This is a genomic window from Burkholderia sp. AU33423, from assembly GCF_002223135.1.
In the GTDB taxonomy this organism is placed as follows: Bacteria; Pseudomonadota; Gammaproteobacteria; order Burkholderiales; family Burkholderiaceae; genus Burkholderia; species Burkholderia lata_D.
Genome location: NZ_NKFH01000009.1, coordinates 305289 through 321985 on the forward strand (window position 1 = coordinate 305289; position 16697 = coordinate 321985).

Annotated in this window: 16 protein-coding genes; 9 read left to right on the forward strand and 7 right to left on the reverse strand. The window is 67.9% G+C overall.

The window, feature by feature from the left end; all coding sequences use genetic code 11:
• Positions 1-510 precede the first annotated feature (510 nt).
• Entirely contained in the window at positions 511-2259 is a 1749-nt protein-coding gene (locus tag CFB50_RS34390; RefSeq protein ID WP_089448900.1) for a cholesterol oxidase substrate-binding domain-containing protein, read from the forward strand.
• A 148-nt stretch (positions 2260-2407) separates the two neighbouring features.
• Here the strand turns inward: CFB50_RS34390 and CFB50_RS34395 are convergent, their stop codons facing one another.
• Positions 2408-2851, reverse strand: a complete 444-nt coding sequence (locus CFB50_RS34395; protein WP_089448901.1) for a GNAT family N-acetyltransferase — start codon at positions 2849-2851, stop codon at positions 2408-2410.
• Here CFB50_RS34395 and CFB50_RS39735 point away from each other — a divergent pair.
• Positions 2841-2993 carry a hypothetical protein gene (locus CFB50_RS39735; RefSeq protein ID WP_179254271.1) on the forward strand — a complete coding sequence of 51 codons (153 nt, stop codon included), beginning with the start codon at positions 2841-2843 and terminating at the stop codon, positions 2991-2993. The genes CFB50_RS34395 and CFB50_RS39735 overlap by 11 nt on opposite strands.
• Before the next feature lie 76 nt (positions 2994-3069).
• On the opposite strand, the gene CFB50_RS34400 is transcribed toward CFB50_RS39735, so the two are convergent.
• Positions 3070-3771 carry a TetR/AcrR family transcriptional regulator gene (locus CFB50_RS34400; protein ID WP_089448902.1) on the reverse strand — a complete coding sequence of 234 codons (702 nt, stop codon included), beginning with the start codon at positions 3769-3771 and terminating at the stop codon, positions 3070-3072.
• A 52-nt stretch (positions 3772-3823) separates the two neighbouring features.
• Here CFB50_RS34400 and shc point away from each other — a divergent pair, with 52 nt between their 5' ends.
• Positions 3824-5878, forward strand: a complete 2055-nt coding sequence (shc, locus tag CFB50_RS34405) for a squalene--hopene cyclase (protein WP_089448903.1) — start codon at positions 3824-3826, stop codon at positions 5876-5878.
• Between the two features lie 25 nt (positions 5879-5903).
• Here the strand turns inward: shc and CFB50_RS34410 are convergent, their stop codons facing one another.
• The gene (locus CFB50_RS34410; RefSeq protein ID WP_089448904.1) at positions 5904-6566 is read right to left on the reverse strand and encodes an ankyrin repeat domain-containing protein; all 663 of its coding nucleotides are present in this window, start codon (positions 6564-6566) and stop codon (positions 5904-5906) included.
• Positions 6567-6752: 186 nt separating this feature from the next.
• Between CFB50_RS34410 and CFB50_RS34415 the strand changes: the two genes are divergently transcribed.
• A complete protein-coding gene (locus CFB50_RS34415) occupies positions 6753-7124 on the forward strand; it encodes a cupin domain-containing protein (protein WP_373452989.1) in 372 nt (123 codons plus the stop codon).
• A gap of 27 nt (positions 7125-7151) precedes the next feature.
• On the opposite strand, the gene ampC is transcribed toward CFB50_RS34415, so the two are convergent.
• The gene (gene ampC, locus CFB50_RS34420) at positions 7152-8321 is read right to left on the reverse strand and encodes a class C beta-lactamase (RefSeq protein WP_089448905.1); all 1170 of its coding nucleotides are present in this window, start codon (positions 8319-8321) and stop codon (positions 7152-7154) included.
• 611 nt (positions 8322-8932) lie between these two features.
• Here ampC and CFB50_RS34425 point away from each other — a divergent pair.
• The 3 genes from CFB50_RS34425 to CFB50_RS34435 are packed head-to-tail and all read left to right on the forward strand — an operon-like array spanning position 8933 to position 13004.
• The gene (locus CFB50_RS34425) at positions 8933-10225 is read left to right on the forward strand and encodes a hypothetical protein (RefSeq protein ID WP_089448906.1); all 1293 of its coding nucleotides are present in this window, start codon (positions 8933-8935) and stop codon (positions 10223-10225) included.
• Entirely contained in the window at positions 10219-11001 is a 783-nt protein-coding gene (locus CFB50_RS34430) for a DUF1266 domain-containing protein (RefSeq protein ID WP_089448907.1), read from the forward strand. The genes CFB50_RS34425 and CFB50_RS34430 overlap by 7 nt, the downstream gene beginning before the upstream one ends.
• A 14-nt stretch (positions 11002-11015) precedes the next feature.
• Positions 11016-13004 carry a DUF4034 domain-containing protein gene (locus tag CFB50_RS34435; RefSeq protein ID WP_256979402.1) on the forward strand — a complete coding sequence of 663 codons (1989 nt, stop codon included), beginning with the start codon at positions 11016-11018 and terminating at the stop codon, positions 13002-13004.
• Positions 13005-13094: 90 nt separating this feature from the next.
• Here CFB50_RS34435 and CFB50_RS34440 read toward each other — a convergent pair whose 3' ends face one another.
• Both CFB50_RS34440 and CFB50_RS34445 read right to left on the reverse strand, forming a co-directional pair.
• Entirely contained in the window at positions 13095-13907 is an 813-nt protein-coding gene (locus CFB50_RS34440) for an alpha/beta fold hydrolase (protein ID WP_089448909.1), read from the reverse strand.
• Positions 13908-13977: 70 nt separating this feature from the next.
• The gene (locus tag CFB50_RS34445) at positions 13978-14427 is read right to left on the reverse strand and encodes a hypothetical protein (RefSeq protein ID WP_089448910.1); all 450 of its coding nucleotides are present in this window, start codon (positions 14425-14427) and stop codon (positions 13978-13980) included.
• A gap of 399 nt (positions 14428-14826) precedes the next feature.
• Between CFB50_RS34445 and CFB50_RS40345 the strand changes: the two genes are divergently transcribed.
• Positions 14827-14961 (forward strand): hypothetical protein, encoded by a 135-nt coding sequence (locus CFB50_RS40345; RefSeq protein ID WP_006767081.1) that lies wholly within the window; start codon positions 14827-14829, stop codon positions 14959-14961.
• Between the two features lie 113 nt (positions 14962-15074).
• Positions 15075-15851, forward strand: coding sequence for a class I SAM-dependent methyltransferase (locus CFB50_RS34455; protein WP_089448911.1), 777 nt, complete (start codon positions 15075-15077; stop codon positions 15849-15851).
• A 53-nt stretch (positions 15852-15904) separates the two neighbouring features.
• Here CFB50_RS34455 and CFB50_RS39740 read toward each other — a convergent pair whose 3' ends face one another.
• On the reverse strand, positions 15905-16285 hold the full coding sequence (locus CFB50_RS39740; protein ID WP_256979403.1) for a hypothetical protein: 381 nt from the start codon (positions 16283-16285) through the stop codon (positions 15905-15907).
• Positions 16286-16697: the final 412 nt, after the last annotated feature.

Genomic DNA, 16697 nt, shown 5'->3' on the forward strand with positions numbered 1-16697 from the left:
ATATCCACAAAGGGCGAAGCCATTTCCCGTCACAAAATTTCCATATTAAATGACTGGAAATTCGTCAACTCCATCGCTTGTCACCCGATAGATAAATTGCTACGCTTTCGACCGAAATACACAACGCATCATCAATCAACCTTGAACTGCGGACGGGTTTATTTAAAAAATCGAAACATGCAGATTAATATTCACGTGAAATCATCTTTTATCGATCGTCGCGGCTAGCGCTTCGCCACACGCGATTCCGTCGAATCTCCCTATCTGCCTGCCGACAGAACAGGCCGACGGCCAATTGCAGCATTCGCCCCGCGGTTTTTCGATTTCCTTTTAGACGTCCGTGGTGATGCGCGGCCGCGCATTGCCGCACGCGCCGTCTTTTTCAATCCTCGCCCATTCACGTGCAATGCTTCCCGCGCGCCGCACCTGCTCGAATTGCCACACGAGTCTCAACGCGTCATTTGTCGTCTTTCCAATCTGCAAAACAATTCCGAAAAATTGGAGCACACCATGAGTCACGACTTCAGAGACGAACCTGCGCCGCGTCGCGCCTTCCTGGCCGACATGGCGAAGCTCGCGGCGGCCGGCATCGTCACCGGCTGGACACCGCTGTACCAGATTGCGGCGCACGCGCGGACGGCCGGCGAGACACCGCCCGGCTTCCCGGCCGACATCCCGCTTTACAAGCAGGCGTTCCAGAACTGGAGCGGCGAGATCGCCGTCCAGGACGTATGGACCGCCGCGCCGCGCTCCGCCGACGACGTCGTCGCCACCGTCAACTGGGCGCGCGCAAACGGCTACCGGATACGCCCGCGCGGCTACATGCACAACTGGTCGCCGCTGACGCTGGACCCGGGCGCCGGCGCCGCGAAGCTCGTGCTGCTCGATACGACGAAGTCGCTGACGGCCGTCTCCGTCGACACGTCGGCGCGTCCGGCGCGCGTCACCGCCCAAACGGGCGTTTCGCTGGAATCGTTGCTCGCGACGCTCGAGCCGTATGGCCTCGGCGTGATTGCCGCGCCGGCACCGGGCGACATCACGCTCGGCGGCGCGCTTGCGATCGATGCACACGGCACCGCCGTGCCGGCGGCCGGTGAAACCTTGCAGCCGGGCCATACCTGGGGCTCGCTGAGCAATCTCGTGGTCGCGCTCACCGCGGTCGTGTTCGATCCGGCCCGGCAGCAATACGTGCTGCGCCGCTTCGAGCGCAGCGATCCCGAGATCGGCGCGTTCCTCGCGCACATCGGGCGGGCGTTCGTCGTCGAAGTCACGCTGACGGCAGGCCCGAACCAGCGGCTACGCTGCCAGAGCTACGTCGATATTCCGGCATCCGAACTGTTTGCCTCGGCCGGCACGACGGGCCGCACGATCGCGTCGTTTCTCGAAAGCTCGGGCCGGGTGGAAGCCATCTGGTTCCCGTTCACGACCAAGCCGTGGCTCAAGGTCTGGACGCCGACGCCCAGCAAGCCGTTCCTGTCGCGCGCCGTCACGCAGCCGTACAACTATCCGTTCTCCGATTCGATCTCGCAGACCATCTCGGATCTCGTCAAGCGGATCGTGATCGGCGGCGAAGGTGCATTGACGCCGCTGTTCGGCCAGACGCAGCTGGCCATCACGACGGCCGGTCTCGCACTCACGCTCAGCGGGGACATCTGGGGCTGGTCGCGCACCGTGCTGCAGTACATTCGGCCGACGACGCTGCGCGTCACCGCGAACGGCTACGCGGTACTGGCGCGGCGCGCCGACGTGCAGCGCGTGATCAGCGAATTCGTGCAGTTCTATCAGAACCGCGTCGACACGTACAAGGCGCGCGGCGAATATCCAATGAACGGTCCCGTCGAGATCCGCGTCACCGGGCTCGACAAGCCGGCCGATGCCGGCGCGGGCGCGGTCGTGCCCGCGTTGTCCGCGCTCAAGCCGCGCCCCGACCGGCCGGAATGGGATACCGCCGTGTGGTTCGACATCCTGACGTTGCCGGGCACGCCGGCCGCCGATCGCTTCTATCGCGAGATCGAGCAATGGATGCTCGCGAACTACACCGGCTCGTATGCGACGGTGCGCCCGGAATGGTCGAAGGGCTGGGCCTATACCGACACGGCCGCCTGGCAGGACGACACGATGCTCACCACCACGATTCCGAACCTGCATCGTGAAGGCCAGCCGTCGTCGAGCAGCTGGGATACGGCGCGCGCGACCCTCGAACGCTACGACCCGCACCGGATCTTCCGGTCGCCGCTGCTCGACCGGCTGATGCCGTAGCGATCCCGGCGCAAGCCGGCTGCCATGGAACGGATGACGATGCGCGAACCGTGCAGGTTCAAGGTCATTCAGGACGTGGCGGCCGGCAGCGCGAGGCCGAAGGTGCCCCACCACGCCGCCTGCCGCAGGCAGTACCGCAGGTGGACGGTCATGGGCCGTCCTTGCCGCCGGACTCGAGCAGCAGGTACTCGCCGTCTTCCGCGCGGCCGGCGCCGATCTCGACGAAGCCGCACGCGGCATAGAACGCCAGCGCCGGCGTGTTGGCGCGCAGGCACTTGAGCCGGTAAGGTGTGGCCGGCCAGCCCGGCAGCGCGCGCAGCAGCGCCCGGCCGACGCCGCTCCGGTGATGCGACCGGTGCACGTGCAGGTGATGGATGAAATGGTCGGGCTCCCAGACCGACACGAAGCCGGCGAGTCGCCCGCCTTCGTCCTCGGCGACCGTCAGCCGCTCGCCTTCCGTCTGGGCCGCGAAGTCGGCCAGCCGGAACGCGCCGGTCGGCTGCCAGACGAAGGTCTCGCGGCGCGAGCGCAGGAACAGCTCGCACAGGGCCGGCGTATCGGCGGCCACGGCGTCACGTACGATGATCTTCATGATTCGCTTGCTCCGCACGTTCGACGGCGGGCACGTCTATCGATTGGAAAACCCGGCCGTCGTTCAGCACGCGATCGGCGAGGCATCGGCTGATGCGGTGCGATGCGACACCGCCGAGGCTTCGGCCAGCCCGTGCCGTTGACATCGACGCGCGCGGCGATGCCGGCAGTCGCGCGGGCGCCCGGGCGCCCGGGCGGCCAGGCGGCACGACGCATGCATCACGCGGCGCGGTCGCGCCCCTTCGGAAACACGCCGTGGCTCATCGCGTCGAGCTGCCGGCCGATCTCCGCGCGCAATTCGGCGGATATCTCGAGGCTGTCGAGCAGTTTCGAAATCCACAGCCCGTCGGCGGCGAGCCGGCAGATCATCAGCGTCGCGGCCTGCTCGAGCGGCACGGGGTCGGGCCGTGTCCATTCCCGCATCGGCACCGACCAGCGCGCGCGCGTGTCCTGGTCGGTAATCATCGACGCGACCAGCACGCGCAGCACATCGGTACTCGCGACCGAATGCGACTCGTCGAGCACCGCGTGCATGTAGGCCCGCGCCACCGCGCCGGCGCCACCCGCATCCGCCGCCACCCGCGCGGCCATCTGTGCGGCGAACCGCTCGGTCGCCTGGCCGAACAGCGCATCCAGCAGCCCCTGCTTGTTCGCGAAGTGATACTGCAGCGCGCCTTTCGTCACGCCGGCACGCTCGGCCACCGCATCGAGCGTCAACGCGGCCACGCCGTGATGTGTCGCGATTTCCGACGCAGCCGCCAGCAACTGCGCACGCACCTGATCCGGCGCTTTTTTCCGACGCACGCCGGCGGTGGGGGCAGCTGGCGCCGATGACGCTTCAGGCGCCCGTGCACCGGCCGTTCCAGCCGGTTCGACGGGCGCGGACGCATCGCGCGGCGCGGGTTCGAGGTGTTTTTTCATGGAGCGGATGGTAGCACCCGGCGTCTCGATATAAACATTCCGGCCGGATGGTATGATCCGCCGCATGACTACACCGACCTCCTCCCCCTGGTCCGCGCTCGACACCGCCATCGCCCGTGGACGCGACGCCCTCGTGCGTCTCCAGCAGCCCGACGGCAGCTGGTGTTTCGAACTCGAATCCGATGCGACGATCACCGCGGAATACATCCTGATGATGCATTTCATGGACAAGATCGACGACGTGCGCCAGGAGAAGATGGCGCGCTACCTGCGTGCGATCCAGCGGCTCGACACGCACGGCGCATGGGATCTGTACGTCGACGGCGCGCCGGACGTGTCGTGCAGCGTGAAGGCGTACTTCGCGCTGAAGGCGGCCGGCGACAGCGAACAGGCGCCGCACATGGTCCGCGCGCGCGACGCGATCCTGAAGCTCGGCGGCGCGGCCCGTGCGAACGTGTTCACGCGGATCCTGCTCGCGACGTTCGGCCAGGTGCCGTGGCGCGCGACGCCGTTCATGCCGATCGAATTCGTGCTGTTCCCGAAGTGGGTGCCGATCTCGATGTACAAGGTCGCGTACTGGGCGCGCACGACGATGGTGCCGCTGCTCGTGCTGTGCTCGCTGAAGGCGCGCGCACGCAATCCGCGCAACATCTCGATCCGCGAGCTGTTCGTCACGCCGCCGGACGAGGAACGCCAGTACTTCCCGCCCGCGCGCGGCATGCGCAGGCTGTTCCTCGCGCTCGACCGCACGGTGCGCCATGTCGAGCCGCTGTTGCCGAAGCGCCTGCGGCAGCGCGCGATCCGCCATGCCGAGGCGTGGTGCGCGGAGCGCATGAACGGCGAGGACGGGCTCGGCGGCATTTTCCCGCCGATCGTGTATGCCAACCAGATGATGCAGGTGCTCGGCTACCCGGACGACCATCCGCTGCGGCGCGATTGCGACAACGCGCTGGAGAAGCTGCTGGTCACGCGGCCGGACGGCAGCATGTACTGCCAGCCGTGCCTGTCGCCGGTGTGGGATACCGCGTGGAGCACGATGGCGCTCGAGCAGGCGCGCGGCGTGGCGGTGGCGGAAGACGGCGAGCCGGGCGACGCACGGCGCGCACTCGACGAACGCATCGCACGCGCGTACGACTGGCTGGCCGAACGCCAGGTGAACGACCTGCGCGGCGACTGGATCGAGAACGCGCCGGCCGATGTCCAGCCGGGCGGATGGGCGTTCCAGTACGCGAACCCGTACTACCCCGACATCGACGATACGGCGGTCGTCACCGCGATGCTCGATCGCCGCGGCCGCACGCATGCCAACGCGGACGGCACGAACCCGTATGCGGCGCGCGTCGCGCGCGCGCTCGACTGGATGCGCGGGCTGCAATCGCGCAACGGCGGCTTCGCGGCATTCGACGCCGACTGCGACCGCATGTACCTGAACGCGATCCCGTTCGCCGATCACGGCGCGCTGCTCGATCCGCCGACCGAGGACGTGTCGGGCCGCGTGCTGCTGTGCTTCGGCGTGACGAAACGCGTGGACGAACGCGCATCGGTCGCACGCTGCATCGACTACGTGAAGCGCACGCAACAGCCCGACGGCAGCTGGTGGGGCCGCTGGGGCACGAACTACATCTACGGTACGTGGAGCGTGCTGGCAGGCCTCGCGCTCGCCGGCGAGGACAAGTCGCAGCCGTATATCGCACGCGCGATCGAATGGCTGCGCTCGCGGCAGCATGCGGACGGCGGCTGGGGCGAGACGAACGACAGCTACATCGACCCGAAGCTGGGCGGCACCAATGGCGGCGAGAGCACGTCGAACTTCACCGCGTGGGCGCTGCTCGCGCAGATGGCGTTCGGCGACTGCGAATCCGATTCGGTGAAGCGCGGCATCGCGTATCTGCTGTCGGTCCAGCAGGAAGACGGCTTCTGGTGGCACCGCTCGCACAATGCGCCGGGCTTTCCGCGCATCTTCTACCTGAAGTATCACGGCTATACCGCGTACTTCCCGCTGTGGGCGCTCGCGCGCTATCGGCGGCTGGCGGGCGCGGCGGCGGCGCGGGCGTCGGCCGCGCACAGTGCGACGGCTGCCTCGGCAACGGACTCCGTTGTCGCCTGAGCGGTAACGTGACGGCGCAAGGCCGTCACACGAAGCCCTCTTCGACCAGCGTGCAGCCGTGCGCCGAGATCTCGTGCCGCTGGCCCGAGCCGCCGACCACGCGGCTCCAGCTCTTCGACACGAGCACGGCCGTGGCGCCGTCGGTGTGCAGCGCGTAGCCGAACCCGCCGACCATGCCCGGCACCCCGAACCATACGCTGTCGGCCTGCGCGTCGAGTTCAAGCAGCGGTTCGAGTTCGGGCAGGCGCAGCGCGTCGATGCGCAGGTGTGCGATGCGGCCGAGCATCATCTCGTGGAAGTGACGCTGGATGTCGCGCAGCGTTTCGTCGGGCACGAAGCGTCGCGGCTGCGGCGTCAGCAGATCGATCAGGTGCCGATGCCCGCGCTGCGCCGCGATATCGACCGGGCGCGCGCCGTCTGCATCGCGCAGCATGCGCCACGCGCCGAGCCGCAACAGTTCGACGACGACCGCTTGCGGCGCGCCGCCGTAGGCAGCCTGGTGCAGCGGGGTATGAAGCGACTTCCCGCCGAGCCGCGTCGCGTTGACGAGCTTGTACTCTTTTGCGATGCAGTCGAGCATCGTCGCCCAGTCGCCCTCGCGCGCCGCGTCGGCCAACGCGTGCCGGCTCGCGACCTGCGCGTCGTCGAGCACATCAGCGCCCGTGATTCCATCCCATGTGATGCCCAACCGTCTTCTCCTTTCGCCGCTCGCGCATCCAGCCGGCGCGTCGTCCGCTCATCATAAGCGTTCGTCACGGCCGTGCGTTCGCGACACGAGAAGCGGCGCCGGCAACCGCCAAACCCGCCCGCAAGTATGGAATCATGCGAACGCGCCGTCGGCGCGTTCATTTCACTTCGACGAAGGATGCCAGCCGTGCTCGACATTACCGCCATCACCGATGCCCTCACGCCGAACGGCGAACCCGTGCAATACCGCGTGCCGCCCGAGAAGCTGCTGGCAGGCGACCCGCTGCAGACCCTCACCCCCGGCTTCGCGAGCCCGTGCGGCCGTTTCTCGACCGGCATCTGGGAAAGCACGCCCGGCCGCTGGCGGGTCGCGTACACCGAAGCGGAGTACTGCGAGATCCTGGAAGGCACGTCGGTGATCACCGACGAGGAAGGCAACGCGAAAACCCTGCGCGCCGGCCATCGCTTCGTCATTCCGCCGGGCTTTCGCGGCACGTGGGAAGTGGTCCAGCGCACGCGGAAGATCTTCGTCGCCTACGAAGAGCAACCGCCGGCGTAAGCAGCACCGGCCCCGGCGGCGGAAACGTTACCGCCGGCCGTCGAGCGCGCCGAGGATCCCGTATGCGGCCTTCACGCGGTCCTCGTTCGGATAGCTGCGGTTCGCGAGCATCACGATCGCGATCCGCTTCGAGGGGACGAACGCGACATAGGTGCTGAAGCCGTTGGTCGAGCCCGTCTTGTTGATCCACGTATCCGCGCTCGGCGCGAGCGGCGGCTTGATCGCGGTGGCCTGTATCCCGTCGCGCAGCATCTTCATCGAGTTGCCTTCGAGCAGCGTCGGCAGCGCGACCGGATACGGGTACTGCTCCCAGATCAGGTCCTGCGTCAGCGGCCCCGCGCGGAAATAGCCGGTGTGCGTGCGTTCGAGCGCGCGCTGCAGGCGCGGCGCGGTTTCGATCAGCCCCATGTTCGCCTGCACGAAGCGCAGCAGGTCGGCCGCCGTGGTCCGCACGCCGTAGGCCGGCTGCCACAGCATGCCGCCCGTCATCCGGATCGGCTTGCCGTCCTGCGTGTAGCCCTGCGCATAGTCGGCCTTGCGTGCGTCGGGCACGTTGATGTACGTGTGCGTCATGCCGAGCGCGGGAAAGAGCCGCTGCTCCATCAGCACCGCGAAATCCTTGTGCATCGCCTTCGCGGTGAGCCACCCGAGCATCCCGATCGCGACGTTCGAGTACGTGCGGATCGTGCCCGGCGCATACGCGGGCCGCCACGCTTCCAGATAGCGGATCAGGCCCGCGTCGTCGCGGATGCTGTCGGGCACCTGCAGCGGCATGCCGCCGGGCGTGTGCGTCCCGAGATTGAGCAGCGTCACGACGCCGAACGGCTTGCCCTGCACCGCGGGCAGGTACCTGGCCGCGGGATCGGCCAGCGACAGTTCGCCGCCCTCCTGCGCATCGGCCGCGAGTGTCGCGGTCAGCGTCTTGCTGACGGAGCCGATTTCGAACAGCGTATCGCCGGTGACGGGCTTGCCGGTTTGCGTCGACATCACGCCGTAGTCGAATACGTAGGGCTTGCCGTCGGCGACGATGCCGATCGCCATGCCGGGAATCGCGTACTGCTTCATCAACGGCGCGATGTGGCGGGTGACGGTGTCGTGGAGGTCGTCCTGCGTGACGGCGGCCGCGTGGCCGGCCGTGGCGGTGGCGCACGCGGCGACGAACAGGGTCGCGGCGAAGCGTGTCGCGTTGAATCGCATGGTTGCGGTTCCTTTGATTTCTGATGGTTGCGTGAACAACGGTTCCGGCCACGCCATGCGGTATTCGCGGTGGCCGGCCCGCCGAAGCAGGACTATCCCCTCTCGATCCGCCGCCAACAATCGACGATATGTTGCGCGAGCCTAAAGAAAAACTTATGAGATACGCGAAGCACTGCGTTGACCTGATGCCATTCCCGGGCCGCTCCTTGTTTTGCCGGAAAAACCTGTCGGTTTTAACAGCATGCAATCCGGCGGCCGAATCGCAACGCATCGAAAATCGGTGAAAAAGAGATAAGTCTTGTCAGATCCGCATACGCAGGCACGCGGCGCGATTGATTCCCCCGCGCGGATCGCAGTAGACTCGCGGAAGCAAAAAATAAGACCATCCTGAGAGAAACAATGAATCGCCATTCGCTGATCGCCTGCTCCCGCGTCATTGGCTGCTGCCCGGTCGCGTGATTTTCACGCATCGACCGCCCCGCAGCGGGAACACGCCACGCCGCCGCGCCCCGCTCGCGCGCCCGTTCGCCGCTTCGCCCGCCAGCCGAAAGAACCGCCAGGGTCCCGCGCGCATGGCCCGCGCACGCCCTGCCTGACCGGAGAGTAACCCCGTGACCGAAACCGTGGCCGCGTCCGCCTATCGGCCGCGCGATGTCGTCAATGCGCCCGACATCAAGGCGGCCATCGCACGCCGCAGCGCCGAGCGCGGCGATCCGGCCGACATCCGCGCGTGGCTCGGCAACCACTTCTTCCGCTGGGTCGTCGGCGCGTTCGAGCAGGCGCAGCCGCTCGATTCGATTGCCGACTACCGCGCACTCGCCGGCGCCGACCGGCCGGCGCCCGACTGGCTCGTGCGCCGGTTCCGTCCGCAACCGGCCTCCGGCACGGCGGCCGATCCGGTGCCACTGCCGGCCGCCGAGCCAAAGCCGCTCTACTTCATCGATCCCGAGCACATGCTGCTGACCGACCGCGAGCGCGTGCTGGTCGAATTCCTGCGCTCGCGCGCCGGCACGCGGCTCGCGCAGAAGTTGCAGCGCATCACGTGCGCGATGGCGCTCGACATGTGGGAGCGCGAGCACCAGCGAATGCAGGCCCGTCGCGACAAGGGCTGGGTGCCGAGCAGCGGCCTCGCGCTGCGTGAGGTGCTGCGCACGCCGAACGGGATCGTGTTCGAATTCGTGGGCGATCATGCGGCGCTGCGCGAGGAGCTCGCCTACGAGTCCTACTACATGCAGCACTGCCTCGGCCAGTTCGCGGATCGCCGCCGGCTGCGCGGCGGGTACGGCGAACAGTACGCGCAAGCCGCGCAGGAGGGCCGGCTGCGCCTGTTCACGCTGCGCGGCGCGGGCAACCAGCCGCACGTGACGATCAGCCTGCAGGTGACCGGCAACGGCCTGCGCATCGACCAGATCAAGGGCAAGCAGAACCGCCATCCGGTGCGCCGCTATGCCGACGACGTCCGCCAGTTCCTGCGCGCCCTCGCGCCGCACGGCGAGCGGCATCCCGATTGCGAAGGCATGGGGCTCGTGTTCGAACCGGAAACGAACGGCGCGGCCGGCGGCGAATGGACCTTCGTCACCGACGTGCGCTCGCCCGACCATCTGCTGAGCGTGATGAGCCAGAACTTCCACCTGATCGAGCATTTCCCGCACCCGCCGGCCGTACTGCAATGGCTGCTGCTGCGCAACGCGCCCTATGCGCTCGGCCAGCTTCGGCAAATCGATCCGGCCGTTGCAGCGGCCGCGCGCCACGCATTGCCGGCCGATGCGCTGCCGGCCGCGCAAGCGCCCGGCGGCGCACCGCCGGTAACAACCGCGTTCGAGATCGAAGGCATCGCGATCGATCCCGCGCTGTGCGCGACGTTCGCGTTGCCTGCGCCGGCGGACGGGAGCGCGCCATGCTGAAATGGCTGATCGGCGCAGCCGTGCTGTGGGTCGTGTGGTACGTGTGGCGGTCGATCCGGGTCGCCGCGCGGATGGTGCGCGAAGTCGACGCCGACCAGGTCGCGGGCGCCGACGCCGCGGTCACGGTCCGGCAGACCGCCGCCGTCAAGCTCGCCCAATCACTGGCCGACCAGACGCCGCCGAACCGCCGCCGCTGGTCGCTTGCGCTCGCCGACATCCTGCTGATCCGCAACGGGCTGCGCTGCGATTGCGACGAGCTCGTGTACGCCCTGCCCGACGCGCAGCGCAACACGCTCGCCGCCCAGTTGCGGCGCGAACTCGACCTGCCGGCCGACCTGCCCGAGTGGCAGGTCGTGCAGCGCGTGCCGGCCATCCTCGCCGGCTGGATACGCGGCGTCGGCCGCTCGCACGAAGGCTTCTACGAACAGCTCGCGGCCGAAGGCCGCGTGCGCGATGCGCTGGCGTTCGATTGCGCGCGCACCGCGTTTCTCGTGCGCTGCATCGCATTGCTTGGCTGGGCGTCCGAACAGCATGCGTGGGTGGTATTGCTGCTCAATGCCCAGCGCGCGCAGGACAGCTTCGACAGCTGGGAAGACTTCGGGCTCGCGTATGCACGCGCGCGCCAGCACTGGCTGCGCGGCAGCGGCCAGGACGGCCCCGCATCGTCGCGTGCGACACAGGAAGTGCGCGAGCACCTGCGCAATCCGTCCGGAAACTGGCTTTCGCTGCCGTGGAAGCGCTACCGCATCTTCGATCCCCAACCCGTTTCGTCATGACCGCCGACACCGACATGTCCTCCGTTCCCGCCGACCTGATTCCGCCCGCGAAATCCCGCTGGTTCATCTGCGACGTCGACGCGCTGCTGCGCGCAGGCGAGTTTGCCGCGCTCGACATGCAACTCGATGCCGCGCTCGCCGCCAGCTTCACCGACCGCACCGCCGAAGCGCGGTACGTCGACGCTTTGCCGGCCGACGTGCAACCGTGCATCGAAGCCGGCGCCGAAGGCCTCGCGCGCCTGCGCGCATGGCAAGCCGCGAACCCGCGCTCCGCGCATGCGTGGCTGTGCGAAGCGCATTACTGGCACCACTGGGCGTACGAGTATCGCGGCGGTGGCTGGGCCGAGACGGTGACCGAAGCCGGCTGGATCGGCGCGCATGCGTGCGCGGCGCTGACGATCGTCGCCGCGCTGCGCGCGCTGGTGCTCGCGCCGACGATGTGGAGCGCGCCGAAGGTGATCTTCACGAGCGTGTCGTCGTTCGGCGAGCCCGAGTGGCTCACGCAGCTCGTGCGCGAGCGCCGCTGGCCCGTCACCGAACTGCACCTGAACGTCGGCGCCGAAGACGAAGCCACGCGCGCCGAACTGCAGCGCATGCTCGCGCGCTCGGGATTGAATCCCGACGAGCCGGTCGCCTGCCCGGCGGAATTTCCCGACGCGCTGCCCGGCCCCGTCCAGGGCAAGAAGCTGCGCAAGGAAAAGTGGTACTGGATGGAGGCGACGCTGCACATCCACCCGACCCAGTACTTCTCGATGCGCACGTTCATCTGGTACATGCAGCCGCGCTGGGGCGGCTCGCACGACCACGTCCGCGCATTCATCGATTCCGACGCATGTGCGCACCTCGACGCGGTCGAGAAGGACCGGCTGCGCCACGAGATCTGGCGCGACGAGTACTACGGCGAGACGCTGGATTCGGATGATGACGACGACGCTACCCGCCGCGCGATGGCCGCGACGCTCGCACGCGCGAACGCCGCGCTGCATCCGTATCACCGCTGGGAGACGCTGCACTGGCTCGCGCGCAGCCATTTCATGCGCAACGAAGACGAACAGGCGTACGCCCGCCTGCAGGAAGCCGAACGCAACGGACCGATCGACGACAACCGCGCCATGGCGATGGGTTTGCGGCTGATGCTCGCCCTCGATCCGCATGGCGACTGGTTGACCGGCGCGATCGAGCGTGCATCGGACGCACGCGCCTGCACGTCGGCGATGATCCTGCGCGGCTACGCGCATCGCACCGGCACGTTCGGCTTCGCACAGGACGATGCGCGCGGCGATGCATGGCTGGAAGCCGCGCGCCTGAACGAGCCCGGCTCGCTCGCATGGAACCAGCTCGCCACCGCGATGGAGGATGAAAACCGGCGCCCGGCCGATGCCTTTGCAATCTGCCAGCTCGGCTACGAGGCGGGCGGAGATTCATGCGGCTACCTGCTCGGCTGCTTCTACAGGGACGGCACGCATGTCGAGGCCGACCCCTACCGCGCCGCCCACTACTTCCGCGAGTCGATGGAGGCCGGCGGCAACGTGGCCGCTTATAAGCTGGGATACACGTACCACCACATCGGCCAGACCAGCACGGATCGGGCCGAGCGCGCGCGCATGCAGGTCGAGGCCGTCGAGGCCGCGCGCAAGGCGCACGAGATGGGGCATACGGACGCGCTCGAGAGCATGCTGATGTTCATCAGCGACATCCACGATCATGCGTCGCGCCATCGCTATCTCGACGAACTGCGCCAGCATGCCGAAGCTGGCCATCCCGCCGCGATGGCCACGCTGTCGTTCTGCCTCGCCGACATCGGCGACAAGTCGCTCTACGACTATCGCGAAGGCGTGCGCTGGATCATGGGCGCCCAGGCGATCGCACCGGACAACGAGTTCGTGCGCACCATCACGCGCATCAACTACGAGGACGGCATGCTCGCGAGGCTACGGTTCAAGATGCAGCGCAAGCAGATCAAGGCGCACGAGATTCCCGGCGCCGACAACGCGATGGTCTGAGCCCCGGGCGGCGAATGCGCGAGCCCGCGGCCGGGCCGCGCGCGCCGTCCGAATCTCGACCGGAAGGTCAGCCCGCGGTCGTCCCGCGAATTACCCCGGCAGCCGGTCGAGAAACGCCAGCATCGCCGCGTTGAACCGCTCGGGCCGCTGCAGCAGCGCGAAATGGCTCACACCGGGCAGGGTCGTCAGCGTCGCGCCCGGAATCGTGCGCGCCAGGTACGCCGCGTGCTCGGGCCGGATGAATTCGTCGTGCTCGCCCAGCACGATCGCCACCGGCACCGCAATCGCCGCAAGATCCTGCGCGCGGTAATCCGGTTGCGTGCGCATCATTTCGCTGACGGCCGCGACGAAGGCATCGAACTGGTCCGGCGTCGCGGACAGTGCTGCGTAGTCCTTGCGGTGCCGCGCGAAGCAGCGGTCGAGCAGCGGGCTCGGCACGATCTCCTTCGTGCCGCTCGGGTCCATGTTGCACGCGAAGAAAAACACGCCGGCCACCCGTTCCGGCGCGCGATCGGCCAGCACGAGCGCGATGCACGCGCCGTCGCTCCAGCCGACGAAGCGCGCACGATCGACGTGCAGCGCGTCGAGGACCGCCAGCACGTCCGAGGCCATGCGTTCGTAGGAATAGGGTTCATCGTCGCGCGTGCTGCGGCCGTGGCCGCGGCTGTCGATCACGATCGCGCGGTAGCCGGCCGCGAGCAGCGCCGGCACCTGGTTGCCCCAGTTGCCGCTGTGGCCGAGGCCGCCGTGCAGCAGCACGACCGCCGGGCCATGGCCGAACGACGCGTGCCAGATGCGCGCGCCGTCGTGTTCCAGCCATCCTTGCTCGTCGGCCGCCGGCAGCGGCGTGCCGCCTTGCGACTCGAAGCGGGCGAGGTCGTCGTCGTTGCGTTCCGCATTCATCGTTCAGCCGTCCTGTCGAGGGAGACGTGCTGGCGATTGTAATGCGTGCGGTCGACACGGCCGCGACCGGTCAGGCCTGCGTCGACACCAGCCCGCCCGCCTGCGAGCCGCCCGATTTCTCGATCGCCGCCGCGAGTTGCGAGATCGCGGTCGAAAGCGCCCCCGAGATCGCGCTGGCTTGCGCGCTCAGCGACTGCTGCTGGATCGCTGCGGCCGGGTCGTCCTTCGCGCGCTGGCCCGCGCTCGCGATCTGCTGCTCCAGTGCCGCGAGCTGCTTCTGCAGCCGCTCGATCAGCGCCTTCAACTGGCTGATCGCCGGGTCGTCCGACGACGCGCCCGATGCGCCGAGCGTTTGGCCGGTGGCGCCGGTCGAATCCTTCGTGCCGGAGGTGCCGGTCGCGTCAGTCGTGCCGGTGGTACTCGTGGCGTCGCCGGTGGACGACGTCGCGGCGGGCCTGGTTGCGGTCGCGCTGCTGTCGGCCAGCGGGGATCGCGTCGTCGTCGAGAAGTCGATCTGCATGATGTCGGTCCATGTGTTGGGAGGCGTCATGACGGAGTAGGAAACGCCTTCCAGAATGTTTACGGCATTCGTCACACGAAACTTGAGTATCGGGGACGGACTGATTTGACCGAAGATCATCGGTTTTAGCCGCGAAAGGGCCAGATTGGCGGCACCGCGGCGCTGGTAAAATCGCGGCTTCGCCAGCGGCATTCGCGCGCCAATCGCCTCCGGGCACGAGCGCGCAATGCCGCCGGCCTCGACTCCCGCCCTTCCGGGCGCGGCACGCAGCACGTGCCGGCGCCGCGGTCGCGGCTGCGCGGGTCGCCTTTCCGTCCGCCCGTGTGCCCCGCTCGCCATGTCGAGCGGCGAACGCAGCGCGGCGCACACGCACTTCATCACGCATTCGAGGAACACACGATGGCCCGCATTGGCGCCTTCTGCATCACGACGTGGCTTGCCGCCGCGATTCTCTACTTCGGCCAGCACTCCGTCGCGATGATCGTATTGAGCGGTGTCGTCGTATTCGGCGGGTTCGACCTGCTGCGCCCGTAGACACGCCTGGCGACGCCACCGCGTACGGCCGCGATGGCCGATGCGATTGTGATAGCCTCTCCCGCACCATCCGTCAGACGCACGCGTCGCTGGCGAGAACAGGAGAACGGGAATTGAATCACGACCTGAATCGCCACCCGGCGGCCCTTGCCTGCAAAGTGTGTGCTGCCCACGCGCCCATCTGCGGCCTGGTCGATTTTTCGCGCTGCGGCGCCGACTTCATTGCCGGGAAAAAGGTCGACCCGTATGCGGGGGTGCCAGTCTACTACCATGCGTGCGAGCAATGCGGCTTCACGTGGGCCCCGATGTTCGACAGCTGGACCCACGACGATTTCGCGCAGCATGTCTATAACGCCGACTACCCGCGCCACGACCCCGAGTATCTCGAGATCCGTCCGCAACAGCATGCCGACCTGATCTGCACCAGCTTTCCGGAAATGCGGGAAGGCCGGGTGCTCGATTTCGGCTCGGGGCTGGGCTTGCTGGAACGGAAACTGGCATCGCGCGGCTTCCCGGACGTGACGTCGTACGATCCGTTTTCGCACCCGCTTCCGCCCGAAGGCAGCTTCGATACGATCCTGTCATTCGAGGTGTTCGAGCATCATCAGGCGCCGGTCGACCTCTTCGACCAGATCATGCGCCATCGGAAGCCCGACGGCGCGCTGCTGTTCCAGACGTCGCTGATCACCCGGGATATCCTCGATCAAGGCATCGATCAGTGGTGGTACTGCGTGCCGCGCAACGGGCACATCTCGTTTCACACCGCCCAGTCCCTGACGCTGCTTGCCCAACGCCACGGGCTCGAATATGGCGCATTCGGTGAGTCGCTGCACGTCGTCTTCGATCGCGCGGCGACACCGCGCTGGCTCGACAAATTCCTCAAGCAGTAGCGGCCTGGCGGCTATCCGGCAGGCAACGACCACCGCGCGCATTCACGCGGCGCTCACCGGCTCGCTCCCGCTTGGCGCGCCCTCACGCAGCACACACCGCCGTCAGCAGGCCGCGAACGTCGGCACGGCCGGCGCGACCGCCAGCGCGCGCTCGTTGAACACGACCGGCACGCCGCCGAACCCCAGCCGCAGTTCGGGCGATCGAGCCGCCACCCGTCGACGCGCAGCGCGACGCGCGACACCGGCGCGCCCCGCGCATGCGGCAGGTCGATCGTGATCTGCCGCTTCCCGCCGGGTAACAGGTTCAGGTAGTTGTCGCTGTGGAACGCCGGCAGCACGCGCGCGCCGGTCGACGGATCGAACACCTGCAGGTGCGTCATCAGCGCGACGGCGGCGCCGATGTTCGCGACGTCGACCGTGATGCGCGTCGTCACGTCGTCGGCCTCGGCCGACTAAGCACTGACGGACACGGCAGCACCCGGCATCGTGTCGAGCGACGCGTATGTGTCGTCGCCCGCGTCGCGCTGCCGCCAATAGACGTTCTCGGCCAGCGTATTGCCGCCCGAACGCCGCGCCGTTGCTGGCGGTATTCACCGCCGAGGTGCCCGCCTGCTTGCGCAGCGGCTTGTCGGAGGTCGCGTAGAAATATATGGGCGCATTCCACACCGTGCCGTACGGCGTGCAGAATGCCGGCGCGACGGCCTGCCCGCTCATCGACTTGCCGTCGCTCGCGAGCGCCAGCGCGACGTTGTTCGCGGTGACCGATTGATCCGGCGCCGACGATCATCCGGCACGCTGCCTGGCTTGCGACCCTGCGCGGCACATCGATGCCGCGCGGCGTGACGT